The following is a 15684-nucleotide window of genomic DNA, read 5'->3' on the forward strand; positions in this document are numbered from 1 at the left end:
ATGCGCTCCTGCAGCGACTTGGCGGAGAAGCCGCCGAACACCACCGAGTGCGTGGCGCCGATGCGCGCGCAGGCCTGCATGGCGGCCACGCCTTCAACCGACATGCTCATGTAGATGATGACGCGGTCGCCCTTGCCGATGCCGCGCGACTTCAGGCCGTTGGCGAACTTGCAGACCTTCTCGTGCAGTTCCTTGTAGCTGACCTTGGTGACGGCGCCGTCGTCCGCCTCGAAGATGATGGCGGTCTTGTCGGCGTTGCCGTTGGCCAGATTGCGGTCCAGGCAGTTGTACGAGACGTTGAGCTTGCCGCCTTCGAACCATTTGTAGAACGGGGCGTTGTCCTCGTTCAGGGTGCGGGTGAAGGGCTCCTTCCATTCGATGTGCTCGCGCGCCAGGCGCGCCCAGTAGCCTTCGTAGTCGGTCGTGGCTTCGGTCCACAGCGCCTTGTACGCGTCCATGCCCGAGATGTTGGCCTGATCGACGAACGCGGCCGATGGATTGAACACGCGCGATTCCTGCGGGCCTTGTTGTTCTGTGGTTTGGGCTGTCATGCTGATGTCTCCGTAGTGGTAGTAGTTTGCCAATACCTTAAGCGTAGTCGCTTACTGATGCCTTACATGGTTTTTTGCGTACCGATTGACCTGCCTGGCAATCTGGCCTTTTCTACAATTCTACGGCAAACCACACGGGCCGGTGCTTGCGGGCTGGACCGCGTGTAAAATGTCGGCATTTCCGCTGCGGCACACAAGGAGTCAGCATCAATGTTGGATATGGAACCGAATCAATCGCGCAAGCTCTCGCCGCTTCCGGCGTTCATCTTCATGTCCCGCTGGCTGCAGCTGCCGCTGTACCTGGGCTTGATCCTGGCGCAGTGCGTCTACGTGTTCCACTTCTGGGTCGAGCTGAAGGATCTGATCGGCGCGGCGATCGGCAACGAGGCCGCGTTGGAGCACATTTTCCACGCGGTGGCCGTGCCGGGCGCGGCCGTGCCGACCAAGCTGAACGAGACCACCATCATGCTGGTGGTGCTGGGCCTGATCGACGTGGTCATGATCTCCAACCTGCTGATCATGGTGATCGTGGGCGGCTATGAAACCTTCGTCTCGCGCATGCATCTGGAAGGCCACCCCGACCAGCCGGAGTGGCTGTCGCACGTGAACGCGTCCGTGCTGAAGACCAAGCTGGCCATGGCGATCGTCGGCATCTCGTCGATCCACCTGCTGAAAACCTTCATCAACGCGGCCTCCTATTCGATGGAGGTGATCATCGCGCAGACCGCCATCCACATCGTCTTCCTGCTGTCCACCATCGCCATCGCGTACACGGACAACCTGATGACCCGGACCCAATTACTGTCGAAGCAGCCTCACTAAAGTTTTTATCCTCCAGCGAGTACATCATGACCATCATAAAGCAAGACGATCTGATCGAATCCGTAGCCGCCGCGCTGCAGTACATTAGCTACTACCACCCGGCCGACTACATCCAGCACCTGGCGCGCGCGTACGACGCGGAACAGAGCCCGGCGGCGAAGGATGCGATCGCGCAGATCCTGACCAACTCGCGCATGTGCGCCGAGGGCAAGCGTCCGATCTGCCAGGACACCGGCATCGTCAACGTCTTCCTGAAGATCGGCATGGGCGTGCGCTTCGAGGGCTTCACCGGCACCGTCACCGACGCCGTCAACGAGGGCGTGCGCCGCGCATACAACTTCGACGACAACAAGCTGCGCGCCTCCATCGTGGCCGACCCGCAGTTCGACCGCAAGAACACCAAGGACAACACGCCGGCCGTGGTGCACATGGAACTGGTCGAGGGCAACACCGTCGACGTGAGCCTGGCGGCCAAGGGCGGCGGCTCGGAGAACAAGACCAAGTTCGTCATGCTGAACCCTTCCGATTCGCTGGTGGACTGGGTGCTGAAGACCGTGCCGCTGATGGGCGCCGGCTGGTGCCCGCCGGGCATGCTGGGCATCGGCATCGGCGGCACCGCCGAGAAGGCGATGCTGATGGCGAAAGAGTCCCTGATGGGCGACATCGACATGTACGAGCTGAAGCAGCGCGGCCCGCGGAACAAGACCGAGGAACTGCGCATCGAACTGTGCGACAAGATCAACGCGCTGGGCATCGGCGCGCAGGGCCTGGGCGGCCTGACGACCGTGCTGGATGTGAAGATCAATATGTATCCGACCCACGCGGCCTCGAAGCCGGTGGCGATGATCCCGAACTGCGCGGCCACGCGCCACGGCCACTTCGTGCTGGACGGCTCCGGCCCGGCCTACATGGAACCGCCGAAGCTGTCGGACTGGCCGGACGTGAGCTGGACCCCGGACACCGAGAAGTCCAAGCGCGTCAACCTGGACACGCTGACCAAGGAGGAAGTGGCTTCCTGGCAGCCGGGCCAGACCCTGCTCCTGAACGGCAAGATGCTGACCGGCCGCGACGCCGCGCACAAGCGCATCCAGGACATGCTGGCCAAGGGCGAGCAGTTGCCGGTGGACTTCACCAACCGCGTGATCTACTACGTCGGCCCGGTCGATCCGGTGCGCGACGAGGCGGTCGGCCCGGCCGGTCCGACCACCGCGACCCGCATGGACAAGTTCACCGACATGATGCTGGAGAAGACCGGCCTGATCGCGATGATCGGCAAGGCCGAACGCGGCCCGGTGGCGATCGAGTCGATCCAGCGCCACAAGTCGGCGTACCTGATGGCCGTGGGCGGCGCCGCCTACCTGGTGTCGAAGGCGATCAAGAGCGCCAAGGTGCTGGGCTTCGAGGACATGGGCATGGAGGCCATCTACGAGTTCGACGTGGTGGACATGCCGGTGACGGTGGCGGTCGACGCGGCCGGCACCTCGGTGCACAACACCGGCCCGAAGGAATGGCAGGCCAAGATCGAGACGTTGAACGTGGCGGTCGTAACGGCCTAAATTCGGCCTTGCAGAGTCCAGGAATCACAATCCTGGACTCTGCGTGACCTCGCCACCATGATCCCTACCCATCCCTTCCCCACCCCGGCCGACGCCCCCATCGGCGTCTTCGACTCCGGCGTCGGCGGACTCTCGGTGCTGCGCCACATCCGGGCGCTGCTGCCCGATGAACACCTGATCTACCTCGCCGATTCGGCCTGGGCGCCCTACGGCGGCAAGCCGGAGGAAGTGATCGCCGAGCGTTCGCTGGCCATCGCGGCCTTCCTGGTGCGGCAAGGCGCGAAGGCGCTGGTGGTGGCCTGCAACACGGCGACCGTGGCCGCCATCAAGGCCGTGCGCGCGCACTTCCCCGAACTGCCGATCGTCGGCGTCGAGCCCGGCCTGAAACCGGCCGCCGCGGCCACGCGCAGCGGCAAGGTCGGCGTGCTGGCGACCCAACGCACGCTGGCGGGCGAAAAGTTCCTGCTGCTGCGCGACCAGGTCGCCCTCGCCAGCAAGGCAGAGTTCCTGCTGCAGCCCTGCGTGGGCCTGGTCGACCGGATCGAGCTGGGCGAACTCGACACCGAAGCCACGCGCGCCATGCTGGAGCGCTACATCGCCCCGCTGCTGGCCGGCGGCGCGGACACGCTGGTGCTGGGCTGCACGCACTACCCCTTCGTGCGGCCGGCCATCGAAGACGTGATCGCCGGGCTGGGTGCGCGGGACGTGGCGCTGATCGACACCGGAGACGCGGTGGCGCGCCAGCTGGCGAGGCTGCTGGAGGGATCGGGTCTGCAGCGTCCGGGCAGCGTGGGCCATCCGCCGCTGCTGCACGGCTACACCACCGGCGGCGTGGACGCGCTGCTGCCCGCGTTCCGCAAGCTGCTGGGCATGGAGGCGGACGTGGAAACGCTGAAAATCTGAGCAAATCGGGTTTTTTTGAAAAAAGGGCCAAATACCCTTTGCAAGATCGAAATGGCGCTATATAATTCGGCCCTGTCTGCGAAACACAGCATGACAGAAAGCGGTAAGCAAGACAGTGGTGGCTGTAGCTCAGTTGGTAGAGTCCAGGATTGTGATTCCTGTTGTCGTGGGTTCGAGCCCCATCAGCCACCCCAAAGAATATGTGAAAAGCCCGGTCATCGACCGGGCTTTTTGCTTTTCCGCGCCGGTTTTATGGATGCGTCAGCTGGTACTGCCGGTAGTCCGGCGTGGTGAGGTATTCCGCCTGGGCTTGCCAGTAGCGCTCGGTGAAGCGGGGATAGAGGGCGTGGAACTGGCGCGAGACCATCAGGTACAGCGGCGTCTGCTCGAAGGGCTTGCCGGCGCGCTCGATCTTGCCGGCGTAGCGCGCGGCGACCAGCTTGTCCGCCTCGGCCTCCATGCCAATCACGCCATCGAGCCTGCCGTTGACCAGCTTGTCCAGGTTGAGTTCCAGCGTCTTGGCGCCGTCGTCGTAGCGCACGCCGGCCTGCCGCAGGCGCTCGATGATGAGCACGAAGCCGGATTCGACGCCCAGCCTGCCCTCGCCCAGCCGGGCGAAGCGCTGGCCGTCCCATTCGGCCACGCCGCCCTTGCGGCGGTACAGGAAGTAGCGCGGCGTGGCCAGCGCCTTGCGCTCGTCCACATCGCCTTCAACGCCGGGAAACACGCCGTATTCGGCGCGCTCGGCGGAATAGGCGCCCACCATGCCGTCCACCACGCCGGCGCGCAGCTCCTCAACGCAGCGGCGGCGCGGGGCGACGCGGCGCTCCACCTCCAGCCCCAGGTTGCGCGCGGCCTGCACCAGCAGGTATTGCAGATGGCCGGTGCCGTCGATCCGCGCGTACGGCGGGTAGTCCACGTCGATGGCGCACAGGCGGAAACGGGCCGGCTCGGCGCCGCTGCCCGCCGCCCGCGCCGCGCCGATCCCGGCGGACGCCACCGCAACCGCCACCGCCATCGTCGTCAACACCGCATACCGCCGGCCAGCCATGCATCGCTCCAGGGAATCACATCTGTGGGTAGCGTAACACGGTCACAGCAATGTTTGATGGAAACGATATGCGGCGTGGCTGAATTTGCCTACAATGGGGAATCATTGATTTAAGCCAAGTTGATGGGGCTGCTCGCTGCACCGGTTTATCGCCGATGCAGCGATTTTTTTTGCGCGCCTAGCCGCTGATGCGGGCGATCAGCGCGTACAGCCGCCCCATGTCGACCGGCTTGACGAAGTGATAATCGAAGCCGGCCGCGTAGGCCTCGTTGCGGTCGCGCTCCTGGCCGTAGCCGGTCACCGCCACCAGCACCGCGTGCCCGGTTTCCGGCTGGGCGCGCAGGCGCCGCGCCAGCTCGTTGCCGTCGATGTCGGGCAGGCCGATGTCGAGCAGGCAGATGTCCGGCTTGAGCTCGCGCGCCACGTCCAGCGCCACGCGCGAACTGTTTTCCACCCGCACCTGGTGGCCGGCGTCGGCCAGCAGCGTGCCCAGCGTGTCGGCGGCGTCCACGTTGTCGTCCACCACCAGCAGGCGCAGGCTGCGCACCGGCGCGGCGCTGGCGCCGCCCTCCGGCCCCTTGCCCTCGTCCCTGCGCGGATGCGTCATCGGCAGGCGCAGGATGAAGGTGCTGCCCTTGCCGATGCCGTCGCTGTGCGCGGCCACGCTGCCCTGGTGCGCCTCGGCCAGGCGTTGCACCAGCGCCAGGCCCAGCCCCATGCCGCCCTGCGAGCGGTCCAGCGTGCGCTCGTCCTGCGCGAACAGTTCGAAGGCGCGCGCCAGCAGTTCGGGACGCATGCCGACGCCGTTGTCGCGCACGGTCACGGTCACGTTCTCGCCGCGCACGCCCACCGAGAGTTCGACGAAGCCGTCCTCCGGCGTGTACTTGGCGGCGTTGTTGAGCAGATTGGCCAGCACCTGCACCAGGCGCTTGTTGTCGCCGTGGACGAACACCGGCTCCTCCGGCAGCCGCACCACGAAGCGGTGGCGGCGCGCCTCCATCAGCGGCCGCACCTGCTCCACCGCGTGCGAGGCCACGGTGCGCAGGTCCAGCGTCTCCTTCTTCAGCGGAACCATGCCGCGCGTGACGCGCGAGACGTCCAGCAGGTCGTCGATCAGCCCCGTCATGTGCTTGACCTGGCGCGAGATCACCTCGCTGGTGCGCTTGACGGTGGCCTCGTCGAACTGGAAGTGGCGCAGCAGCTCGGCCGCCGTGCCGATCGGCGCCAGCGGATTGCGCAGCTCGTGCGCCAGCATGGCCAGGAATTCGTCCTTGCGGCTGTCGGCGTCGCGCAGCGCGGCCTGGGCGCGCTGGCTGTGCTCGTGCTCCGAACGCAGCGCGGCCACGGCGCGCGCCCGCTCGGCCGCCTCCCAGGTGCGCTGCACCACGTCCTGCGCGATGGCGATGTCGTCGCGCGTCCAGCCGCGCGGCGCCGGCATGGTCAGGTTCAGCGCGCACGTCACGCGGCCGGCCTGCAACAGCGGCACCACCACGATGGCGGCGATGCCCAGCGCCTGGTAGGCCCTGGCGTAGGCGGCCGTGCGGCGGTCGGCGCCGACGTCGTCCACCACGAACGGCCTGCCGGCGGCCAGCGCGCCCATGATCTCGGGGCTGAGCTCGTCCAGCGTGCCGCTGACGGGCAGCGCGGGCAGCTCGCCCTGGTCGGGCGAGGTCCACAGTCCCTGCAGGTAGGCGGTGCGCGTGGCGGCGTGGATCTCGGTGAAATACACGCGCGCCACGCGCAGGTATTTGCCCAGCAGCTCGGTGGCGGTGGTCTTGATCTCGGCCGGCGAGGCCATGCCGCGCATGCGGTCGGCCATGTCCAGCTGGAAGGCCTGGCGCCGGTTCAGCGCCACGAAGGCGCGCTCGGCCAGCACTTCGCGGGTGGACTCGGTCAGCACCAGCAGCACGCCCTCGACCTGCCCGCTGTCGCCCCAGATCGGGCTGTGGCAGTGGGTGAAATAGGTCTCGCGCTGCGTGTGGCCGCGCTCCGGCGCGTAGCTGGCGTTTTCCACGTAATAGGTCTCGCCGGTGAACACGTGCTCGAAGATGGGGCCGATCTGGTCCCACATCTCGCGCCACAGTTCATGCACCGGGCGGCCCAGGTGGCCGGGGTGCTTGCTGCCCAGCACATGGGCGAAGGCGTCATTGTAAAAGGTGAGCAGATCCCGCCCCCAATGGATGGCCATGGGGAACTTCGAGGCGAGGATGGTGCGCAGCGAGACCTGCAGGCTCAGCGGCCAATGCTCCGGCGCTCCCATGCGCGAGGAGCCCCAGTCGTAACCGCGCAAGCGTTCGCCGCACTCGCCGCCGCCGTCCAGAAAGGCCAGGCGCCGCACTGCCATCGGTGGGGTGGAATCATTCGTCATAGTGTTGCAATAAAAACATTCAGTGGAATGATACACCCAGTTAACGTTTCCCATGCAAAAATATTGCGATTGCACAATGCAAGCCGGAAATACGCGGCGCGGCGGAAATACAACGCAAAGCAAGAAAACAAGCGGCTCGCGCGGGTATTTCTCTGTCATTCCTTGCGCTCAAATGGTATGATTTTTACATACCAATAAGTAATTTCTGTTACTTATTAATAATAACCACGTACCGAATAACGCTCCCAGCAGGGAGCCCCGCCGCATGCCCAGCAGGGTCATGCCGGCTTTGCCGGGCAGCGTCAACAACAACAGCCGCGCCTGAACAATCTCGTTGTCCGGAATGTCGCCCTCCGCAAGGTTGGCGGCATTTTTTTTTCGCCGATTTTTATCCGAATCCGCGTGTGTGAGTTTCCATAAGGCATTGATTTAACGCTACAATGGATGCATCCCCATGCAACACTTACCGAGCCGATCATGTCCGAAGAAAAAACGCTGTCCTCCATGTCCACCTACAGCAAGGACACCCCCGTGGGCCATCCCGATATCGATGGCCGCGCGGGCGTTTTCGTGCCCACCGAGCAGTTCGACCTGGCCAACACCACCACCATCCGCAAGGGCGCCGGCATTGTCGGCTTCGGCAATCCGGACGGGTCGCTGACGGTGTACTTCGAAGCCAACCGCTTCGACGAGTCCAGCCTGCACAAATGGGAAAACAAGACGCGCAAGGCCTACGACCGCATGGTGATGCGTGCGCCGACCGTGTCCAAGGCGAAGATCGACGCGCGCATGCTGGAGTACATCGGCTTCATCGACGGCATGGGGATCAGCATCAAGCAGCCGGAACTGCTGCACCACTGGCTGCAAATCTCCAACGCGCTGGACACCGCACCGGAAAACAACGTTGTGCAGTGGAAAAAGTAAGCTGGAAAAGACGCGCCGCCCGGGCTGGCGGCGCGACGGCGTGTCGTCCTACAAAGGCAAGGACTTTCCGCTGATGCCGAAAAGCACCACGGACACCTAAGATCAAGTCATACCGATTTGATAAGCCAGGAGTCCGCCATGTCCAGAATATGCCCCATTACCGTAGGCTCCCTGCTGGTCGGATTGGCGGGCCTGTCCACCTGGCTGCTGTGCTCGGCCGACGTGCTGCACCAGGCGTCCTTCTTCTTCGTGCACTAGGCTGTCGCTCGCCGGGCCGGCGTCCCGCTTTTCAATGGCGGCGGCCGCGGTGCCTGAAGTTGCCAAACACAAAATCCAATCCTATCGTCACCGGCGGATAGTAATAGGCCGGCGGCGCCGTATACACGGGTCCATACACCGGCGAGGCCGGATAGAGCGGCTCGGTGGTGTACACCACGCGCGGCTGCGCGGGCACGGGCTCGGTGCTGTATTCCACGCGCGGCTCGGCGCCGGCCACCACGCGGCTGCCGGGCGCCACCGGCGTCACCGACACGGTGTGCCATTCATAGGGATTCTGGTTCGGATGCACGGGCACGGCGCGCGCATAGCCGGGTCCGGCGGGAACGGCGCAGCCGCTCAACAGCGCGACGGCGGCCAGCGGAATCAAGGCGTAAAGGGTTTTCATTTGGGAACTCCAGGGTGACGACTCACAGCCTATCACTATAAGAAATTCCGGCGCGTTCCGCCGCACTTTTACAGCCTGTTACAGCGCGACACACGGGCGAAAAAAAACCGGCCGCGGGGACCGGTTCAAGTGCAACGGCCGCCCGCGGGGGCGGCCTCGTTATGCTTAGTCCAGCTTCCAGGCGTAGTCGACCTTGGTCCAGGTGGTGTCCGGCTTGCCGTCCTTGCTGCCCGGCTTGAACTTGCACGCGCTGATGGCCTTGATGGCGGCCTTGTCCAGGTTCTTGAAGCCGCTCGACTTCTCGACCTTGGATTCCAGCACGTCGCCCGAGGCGGAAACCTGGAACGACATCGATACGGTGCCCTGCTCTTCGTTCATCAACGACGCCTTGGGGTACTCGGCCTTGCAATTCTTGCTGTCGAAACTAGCTGGCACTTCAGCCGCGTATGCGGATGCGCTCGATGCGAGCACTGCTGCGATAACACTCAACCAACGCTTGTACATGGACATCATTTTCCCCAGGTTTTTTCTAGCCGGACTGCGATTCATTGTAGTGCGGCTGGACTAGAGTTGCCACACGTAATCAACTTTCGTCCACGTTTGCGCCACAGCACCGTCCTTGGTGCCCGGCTTGAATTTGCACGCGCTGATCGCTTTGACGGCGGCCTTGTCCAGGTTCTTGAAACCGCTGGACTTCTCGACCTTGGATTCCACCACCTCGCCGCCTGCCGACACCAGGAAGGCCATCGAGACGGCGCCTTGCTCTTCGTTCATCAGGGAGGCTTTCGGATATTCTGCCTTGCAGTTCTTGGCGTCGAACACCGCGGGGACTTCGGCGGCGAAGCCGGTGGCGCTCAGGAAGGCTGCTGCGATAAAACTGATCGAATGCTTGGTCATTTACCTATACTCACTAGTTTCTCAAACCTTGTTAGACGGCCGCACCTGTCGCGGCCATCGCCAGCGCGCCGGAGGCGGGCTTAGAATTCTTCCCACTCGTCGCTGGAGGTCGCGGCGGCGGCGATCTTCTTCGGCTTGGCGGCGGGCGCCGCGACCTTGGCGACGACGGCCTTGCGGGCCGGCGCGCGCACCACCGACGCCTTGGCCGCTGGCTTGACCGCCTGGGCCACCGGCGCGGGCTTGCGCTCCTCGCCCTCGGTGAGTTTGAAGATGCTGACCACGCGCGCCAGTTCGGCGGCCTGGTCCTGCAGGCTTTGCGCGGCGGCGGCGGCCTCTTCCACCAGGGCGGCGTTCTGCTGGGTCATGCTGTCCATCTCGATGATGGACTGGTTGACCTGCTCGATGCCGGCGCTCTGCTCCTGGCTGGCGCTGGCGATCTCGCCCATGATGTCGGTCACGCGGCGCACCGAGTCCACCACTTCCTCCATCGTCACGCCGGCCTGGCCGACCAGTTTCGAACCGCGCTCGACCTTCTCCACGGAGTCGCCGATCAGGGTCTTGATTTCCTTCGCGGCGCCGGCGGAACGCTGGGCCAGGCTGCGCACCTCGGAGGCGACCACGGCGAAGCCGCGGCCCTGCTCGCCGGCGCGGGCGGCCTCGACCGCCGCGTTCAGCGCCAGGATGTTGGTCTGGAAGGCGATGCCGTCGATGACGCCGATGATGTCGACGATCTTGTTGGCCGATTCGTTGATCGAGCTCATCGTGTCGACCACCTGCGACACCACTTCGCCGCCCTTGCGCGCCACGTCCGACGCGTTCGCGGCCAGCTGGTTGGCCTGGCGGGCGTTGTCGGCGTTCTGCTTCACGGTCGAGGTCAATTCCTCCATGGCGGAGGCGGTCTTCTCCAGCGACGAGGCTTGCATTTCGGTGCGCGAGGACAGGTCCACATTGCCGGCGGCGATTTCACGCGAGGCGGTGCCGATGGTCTCGGTGCCGGTGCGCACCTGGCCGACGATGCCCACCAGGCTGTTGCGCATTTCCTTCATTTCCACCAGCAGGCTGCCCTGGTCGGTGCTGCTGGTGTTGATGGCCACGGACAGGTCGCCGTTGGCGATGCTGCCGGCGATGGAGGCGGTGTAGTCCGGCTCGCCGCCCAGCTGCTTCAGCAGGCCGCGGGTGATGATGACGGCGGCCCCCACGCTCAGCAACACGGCCAGCGCGCCCATGCCGATCATGAAGGTGCGGGCGCTGTTGAAACCGGCCGCCGCGTCTTCCTGCACTTGGGTGTTGAGCTTGTCTTCCAGCGCCGCCATCTGGTCCAGCGCCTCGATCCACTTCTTCTGGACCGGCTTGATTTCCTTGATATACACCTTGGTGGCCGCCTCGGCCTGGTCGGACATCCACAGCTGCGAAGCCTTGGCGATGGCAGGCATGGCCGCCGCCTCGTGCTCGACGATCTGGGCGATCAGCGCCTTCTCCTCCGCCGTGCCCTCGGCCGCCAGCAAGCCCTGCAGCTTCTTCTGCGCGGCGCTGTACTTGTCGGCCTGATCCTTGATGCGCTTCATGTCCTGTTCCATGTCGCCCGAATCGGTCAGCAGGGTCAACACGCGCAGCGAGGTGATGCGGTCGCTGACGTTGTTGCGCATGTCGATCACCAGGCGTGTCACCACATTGTTGAAGCTTACGACGTGGTCCAGGCGGTCCTGGATCTGAGCCATGCGGAAAATGCCCACCACGGTGATGGCGACCAGGAAGGCCAGCACCAGCGTGAACCCGAGGCCCAGGCGCGTCCCCACTTTCATTTTTGCTAAATTCATTTCGGCTTCTTCGTAAGTGACACTATTGATAAGAATTACCCAGGAACGCATCCGCGGAGCAGGTATGCCATCCACCAAGTCGAATTGCTATCGCGCAAGTAATGACAGTAGCAAACAATGACTGCGAATGCAAAAATTGCTCTTGGGATTGTGACAATGTGTGGTTTTTCAGTGCACGCAAATACACGGAAGATTGTTCTGTTTATGTATATATCGGAGCGAATTATAGATGTGGATTTTGCCCCGAAGCAAGCAAAAACTGCCTCAATTTTACGCAACCAAACTTTCTGCGGGGAAAGCCAGTTAGCGCGCACATTGCTTCGGAAAACGGCGCGAAATCAGCACAAACGGGAGGTGAACGATCAGTCTTTTTCGCGCAGGCGCGCGGCCGCTTCCAGCAGCAGATTGGCGTCGCCGGCGGCGAGCTTTTTCGAGTCCGACAAGGTCTGGCGGAACCGGCGCGCGCCGGGCAAGCCTTGCATCAAGCCCAGCATGTGGCGGGTGATGCTGTTCAGCTTCAGGCCGCGGCCGCCCTCCTTCGCCAGTTGCGCCTGGATATAGGGCACCATGGCGGCCAGCACCTCGTCGCGCGTCTTCACCGGCGCGTCCGAACCGTAGTAACGCTGGTCGAAGCGCGCCATCAGGTAGGGGTTGTGGTAGGCCTCGCGGCCCAGCATCACGCCGTCCACGTGCAGCAGGTGTTCGTCGATCTCGGCCTCGGTTTTCACGCCGCCGTTGATGAGGATTTCGAAGTCGGGGAATTCGCGCTTGAGGCGGTAGGCGTATTCGTACTTCAGCGGCGGGATCTCGCGGTTTTCCTTGGGCGACAAGCCCTTCAGGACGGCGTTGCGGGCGTGGACGATGAAGGTGGCGCAGCCTGCGTCGGCGACGGTGCCGACGAAGTCGCGCACGAAGTCGTAGCTTTCGCTGTCGTCGATGCCGATGCGGTGCTTGACGGTGACGTCGATGCTGACGGCGTCGCGCATGGCCTTCACGCAGTCGGCCACCAGTCGCGGCTCGGCCATCAGGCAGGCGCCGAAGGCGCCCTTCTGCACGCGCTCGGACGGGCAGCCGCAGTTCAGGTTGATCTCGTCGTAGCCCCATTTCTCGCCCAGCCTGGCGCTGACGGCCAGGTCGGCGGGGTCGCTGCCGCCCAGTTGCAGGGCGACCGGATGCTCTTCCTCGTTGAAGCGCAGGTGGCGCTCCACGTCGCCATAGACCAGGGCGCCGGTGGTCACCATTTCCGTGTACAGCCAGGTGTGCTTGGTGATCTCGCGGTGGAACACGCGGCAGTGGCGGTCGGTCCAGTCCATCATCGGCGCGACGGACAGGCGGCGGCCGGATCGGATGCCGGCGGTGGTCTCGGAGGTCGGTGCGGGGATGGTGGTCATGGCGGCGCGGCGGGGCGGGAATTCGGGCCGCACATTATACAGGCAATCGGGGCGGCGCCAACGCGCCGGGGACAGACCCGCGGTCCGCGCCGCATGCCATGGTGGAGGCGCATGGCGCGATGGGTCTGTCCCCGGTTTTGGGCCGCCGGGTCAGCGCTGCTTGGCGCGCGCCTTGCCCGGCAGCTTGGTTGCGGACTTGGGCGCGCCCTTGGGGGCGGGGGCGCCGCTCTTCGCGGCGGCCGGCCGGGTCGTCTTGCGCTGCGCCGGCTTGGCGGGCGCCGGTGTGGCGACCACGGGGGCGGACACCGCGACGGCGGGCGCTCGAACGGCCTCGGGGGGCGATATAGGCGCGGAGGCGGCCAGCGGCACGGCGCCGTTGACCGGCGCCGCCGTCGGAATCGTCCCCAAGGGCTCGGGCGCGGGAGGCCGCGACCGCGCCGCCGGCTCGGCGGCGATGGCCGTCTCCAGCGCCACCGGCTTCTCATGCGCCGCCGGTTTCTCCCGCGCGACGGGCTTTTCCTGCACCACCGGCGGCGGCGACGCCTGCAGCTGCGCCGCCTGCTGCGGCACCGGCGTGCGCAGCAGCTCCTCCACCCGCGCCAGGCGGCGCGCCGCCTCGCCCTGCAACGCGCCGGCCGCGTTCAGGATGGAGCGCAGGCTGTTGCCGATGCGGATCCGGTCCGCCTCGTCCGGCGGCAGCAGGTGCGGCATTTCCGCCATCGCCCGTTCCTCGTCCAGCTGCAGGATCATGTTCTGCTCGTGCACGATCTCCTTGAAGCGCGTCATGGTAGCGCGCCGGTTCGCGGGGATGTGCCTGCGCACCTCGCGCAACGCGGCGAAGGCGCGCTCGTCGGCCACCCGCATCTCGGGGCTGCGCGCCACGTACAGCAGCGAGCGGATCACCGCCTCGCGCTCGCCGCCCACGGCGATCTGCTTGGCCAACTCGGTGCGCCGCGCCGCCAGCACCGACTCGCGCGCGATGTCGCGGCCGATGCGGCGCCGCACGCTGCCCGAGTCCGAGCGCAAGCCCACCAGCGTCTGCAGCAGCGGCTGCCCGTACACGCCGAGGAAGAAGCTCTCCACCGCCTTGTCGCGCGCCTCGCGGTACTGGTCCAGCGCCGCGACGATCTGGTTCGACATCATCTCCTGCGCCTGGATGAACACGTTGTCCGGCGAGGCGGGCTTGCGCTCCTCCCTCACCTTTTTCGCCAGCGCGCCTATGCCGTGCAGGAAGGGGTTCTGCGCCGAGAAGGTCTCGTAGCGCAGCCGGTAGGGATGCATGAAGCGCATCCATTCGGCCACCGGTTCGCTGGCCATCGCCTTCACGACCGGGCTGGCGTAGGTGCGGTACAGGCCCTGCGTGACCTCGGACAGCCGCGCCACGGTGGCGAAGCGGCGCTCATCCTCCTCGTCGTTGCCGCCCAGCTGGTGCAGGGTTTTCAGGTCGCGCCGCTCGAAGCGCATCACGTAGCGGCCGTCGGCCAGCTCGGGGTTGACCAGGTCCTCGTCCTTCTCGATGAACACCGCCTCGTACAGGCCGGGCGGCAGTATGTCGATCAGGTCCATCGAGCGGGTGAACTCCTCGTGCTCCTTGTTGGCCACCGAGGCCGAGACGAAGATGCCGAGGTGGCCGATCGACTGGTGCGTGGAGTAGATGACGGTCTGCCCCGCCGCCACCAGGTCGGCGTCGGTCTCGTACAGGTCCAGCAGCCAGCCCAGCGCCTGCTGCGGCGGCGTGATGTCGTCGCCCCAGGAGCAGAACACGATGATGGGCGCGCTGATGTTGCGCAGGTCGATGCGGCGGCCGTCGCTGTCGTGGATGGTGCCGTTGGACAGGCGGTTGCCGACGAACAGGTTGTCGGCGATGAACTGCATCTCCTCCGCGTTCAGCAGCACCGGATTGCCCCACCACCGCTCGAACTCGAGGAAACGCTCGGCCTCCGTGTCCACCTTGGAGTAGACGTTGTAGGCCTTGCTCCACAGCGTGTTGGACGGGTTCATCTGCTCGAAGTTGCTGACCAGGTGGGCGCCGTCGAAGTGGCCGTTGCCCAGGTCGCCCGCGAGGGAGGTCAGCCAGGTGCCGCCGTACAGGCCGCCCAGGTAGCGCAGCGGATTCTTGCCGCGCACGCCGGCCCAGTACGACAGCGGCGCGCCGGCCAGCACGATGGGGCCGGTGATGCCGGGACGCAGCGCGGCCGTCATCATGATCTGCCAGCCCGCCTGGCAATTGCCGATCAGCGCAGGCTTGCCCTCCGCATCCGGATGCAAGGAGCCGACGTGCTCGATGAACTGGGCCTCGGCGCGGCACACGTCCTCGATGGTCTGGCCGGGCACAGGGTCGGGCAGGAAGCCGACGAAGTAGCAGGGATTGCCGGCCTTGAGCACCACGCCGATCTCGCTGTCCTGCTTCATGCCGCCGATGCCGGGGCCGTGGCCGGCGCGCGGGTCGAACACGATGAAGGGGCGCTTGCCCTCGTCCACCTGGACGCCGGCGGGCGGGACGATGCGCATCAGGCTGTAGTTGCAGGGCCGCCGCAGGGTGCGGCCGTCGATCAGGGTGTCGAATTCGAAGGTGAGGACGTGCGGGGCGGTCTCGTGTTCGCGCGCTTCGCGCTCGTTGCCGCGCTGGTACAGCACGTCCATGAAGAGAATGGACCGCTGCCAGGCGTCGATCCAGTATTCGGTGGCTTGTCCCAACAAGCCGAATGCAGCATTACTCATCGCGTGGTCTCCGAAGTGA

General features: G+C 65.4%; 13 protein-coding genes and 1 tRNA gene. 5 read left to right on the forward strand and 9 right to left on the reverse strand.

Annotated features, from left to right (window positions below):
* On the reverse strand, positions 1–551 hold a 551-nt coding region (locus tag BM436_RS26595; protein WP_143133316.1), incomplete at its 3' end, for an acetyl-coenzyme A synthetase N-terminal domain-containing protein.
* Between the two features lie 210 nt (positions 552–761).
* Here BM436_RS26595 and BM436_RS26600 point away from each other — a divergent pair.
* From BM436_RS26600 to BM436_RS26615, 4 genes are all read left to right on the forward strand, one after another.
* Entirely contained in the window at positions 762–1373 is a 612-nt protein-coding gene (locus BM436_RS26600; RefSeq protein WP_093558560.1) for a YqhA family protein, read from the forward strand.
* A 26-nt stretch (positions 1374–1399) separates the two neighbouring features.
* Positions 1400–2929, forward strand: coding sequence for a fumarate hydratase (locus BM436_RS26605; RefSeq protein ID WP_093558561.1), 1530 nt, complete (start codon positions 1400–1402; stop codon positions 2927–2929).
* 57 nt (positions 2930–2986) lie between these two features.
* Positions 2987–3832, forward strand: coding sequence for a glutamate racemase (gene murI / locus BM436_RS26610; RefSeq protein WP_093558562.1), 846 nt, complete (start codon positions 2987–2989; stop codon positions 3830–3832).
* A 118-nt stretch (positions 3833–3950) separates the two neighbouring features.
* Positions 3951–4026: transfer RNA gene (locus tag BM436_RS26615), tRNA-His, on the forward strand.
* Between the two features lie 56 nt (positions 4027–4082).
* Here the strand turns inward: BM436_RS26615 and BM436_RS26620 are convergent.
* Entirely contained in the window at positions 4083–4883 is an 801-nt protein-coding gene (locus BM436_RS26620) for a substrate-binding periplasmic protein (protein WP_143133317.1), read from the reverse strand.
* Positions 4884–5061: 178 nt separating this feature from the next.
* Complete coding sequence (locus tag BM436_RS26625; RefSeq protein ID WP_177307529.1) at positions 5062–7251, reverse strand: hybrid sensor histidine kinase/response regulator; 2190 nt, start codon at positions 7249–7251, stop codon at positions 5062–5064.
* 477 nt (positions 7252–7728) lie between these two features.
* On the opposite strand from BM436_RS26625, the gene BM436_RS26630 reads away from it, so the two are divergent.
* Positions 7729–8175, forward strand: a complete 447-nt coding sequence (locus BM436_RS26630; RefSeq protein WP_093558565.1) for a hypothetical protein — start codon at positions 7729–7731, stop codon at positions 8173–8175.
* A gap of 289 nt (positions 8176–8464) precedes the next feature.
* Here the strand turns inward: BM436_RS26630 and BM436_RS26635 are convergent, their stop codons facing one another.
* From BM436_RS26635 to BM436_RS26660, 6 genes are all read right to left on the reverse strand, one after another.
* Positions 8465–8839 (reverse strand): hypothetical protein, encoded by a 375-nt coding sequence (locus BM436_RS26635; protein WP_093558566.1) that lies wholly within the window; start codon positions 8837–8839, stop codon positions 8465–8467.
* Positions 8840–9004: 165 nt separating this feature from the next.
* Complete coding sequence (locus BM436_RS26640; RefSeq protein ID WP_371859677.1) at positions 9005–9343, reverse strand: energy transducer TonB; 339 nt, start codon at positions 9341–9343, stop codon at positions 9005–9007.
* Between the two features lie 60 nt (positions 9344–9403).
* The gene (locus BM436_RS26645; protein ID WP_093558567.1) at positions 9404–9736 is read right to left on the reverse strand and encodes an energy transducer TonB; all 333 of its coding nucleotides are present in this window, start codon (positions 9734–9736) and stop codon (positions 9404–9406) included.
* An 80-nt stretch (positions 9737–9816) separates the two neighbouring features.
* Positions 9817–11553, reverse strand: a complete 1737-nt coding sequence (locus BM436_RS26650) for a methyl-accepting chemotaxis protein (protein ID WP_229490751.1) — start codon at positions 11551–11553, stop codon at positions 9817–9819.
* Between the two features lie 362 nt (positions 11554–11915).
* Positions 11916–12944 (reverse strand): tRNA dihydrouridine(20/20a) synthase DusA, encoded by a 1029-nt coding sequence (gene dusA / locus BM436_RS26655; protein ID WP_093558627.1) that lies wholly within the window; start codon positions 12942–12944, stop codon positions 11916–11918.
* A gap of 150 nt (positions 12945–13094) precedes the next feature.
* Positions 13095–15665, reverse strand: a complete 2571-nt coding sequence (locus BM436_RS26660) for a DUF3141 domain-containing protein (RefSeq protein ID WP_093558569.1) — start codon at positions 15663–15665, stop codon at positions 13095–13097.
* Positions 15666–15684 lie beyond the last annotated feature (19 nt).

The sequence above is a fragment of the Pseudoduganella namucuonensis genome (assembly GCF_900116645.1).
Lineage (GTDB): Bacteria > Pseudomonadota > Gammaproteobacteria > Burkholderiales > Burkholderiaceae_D > Rugamonas > Rugamonas namucuonensis.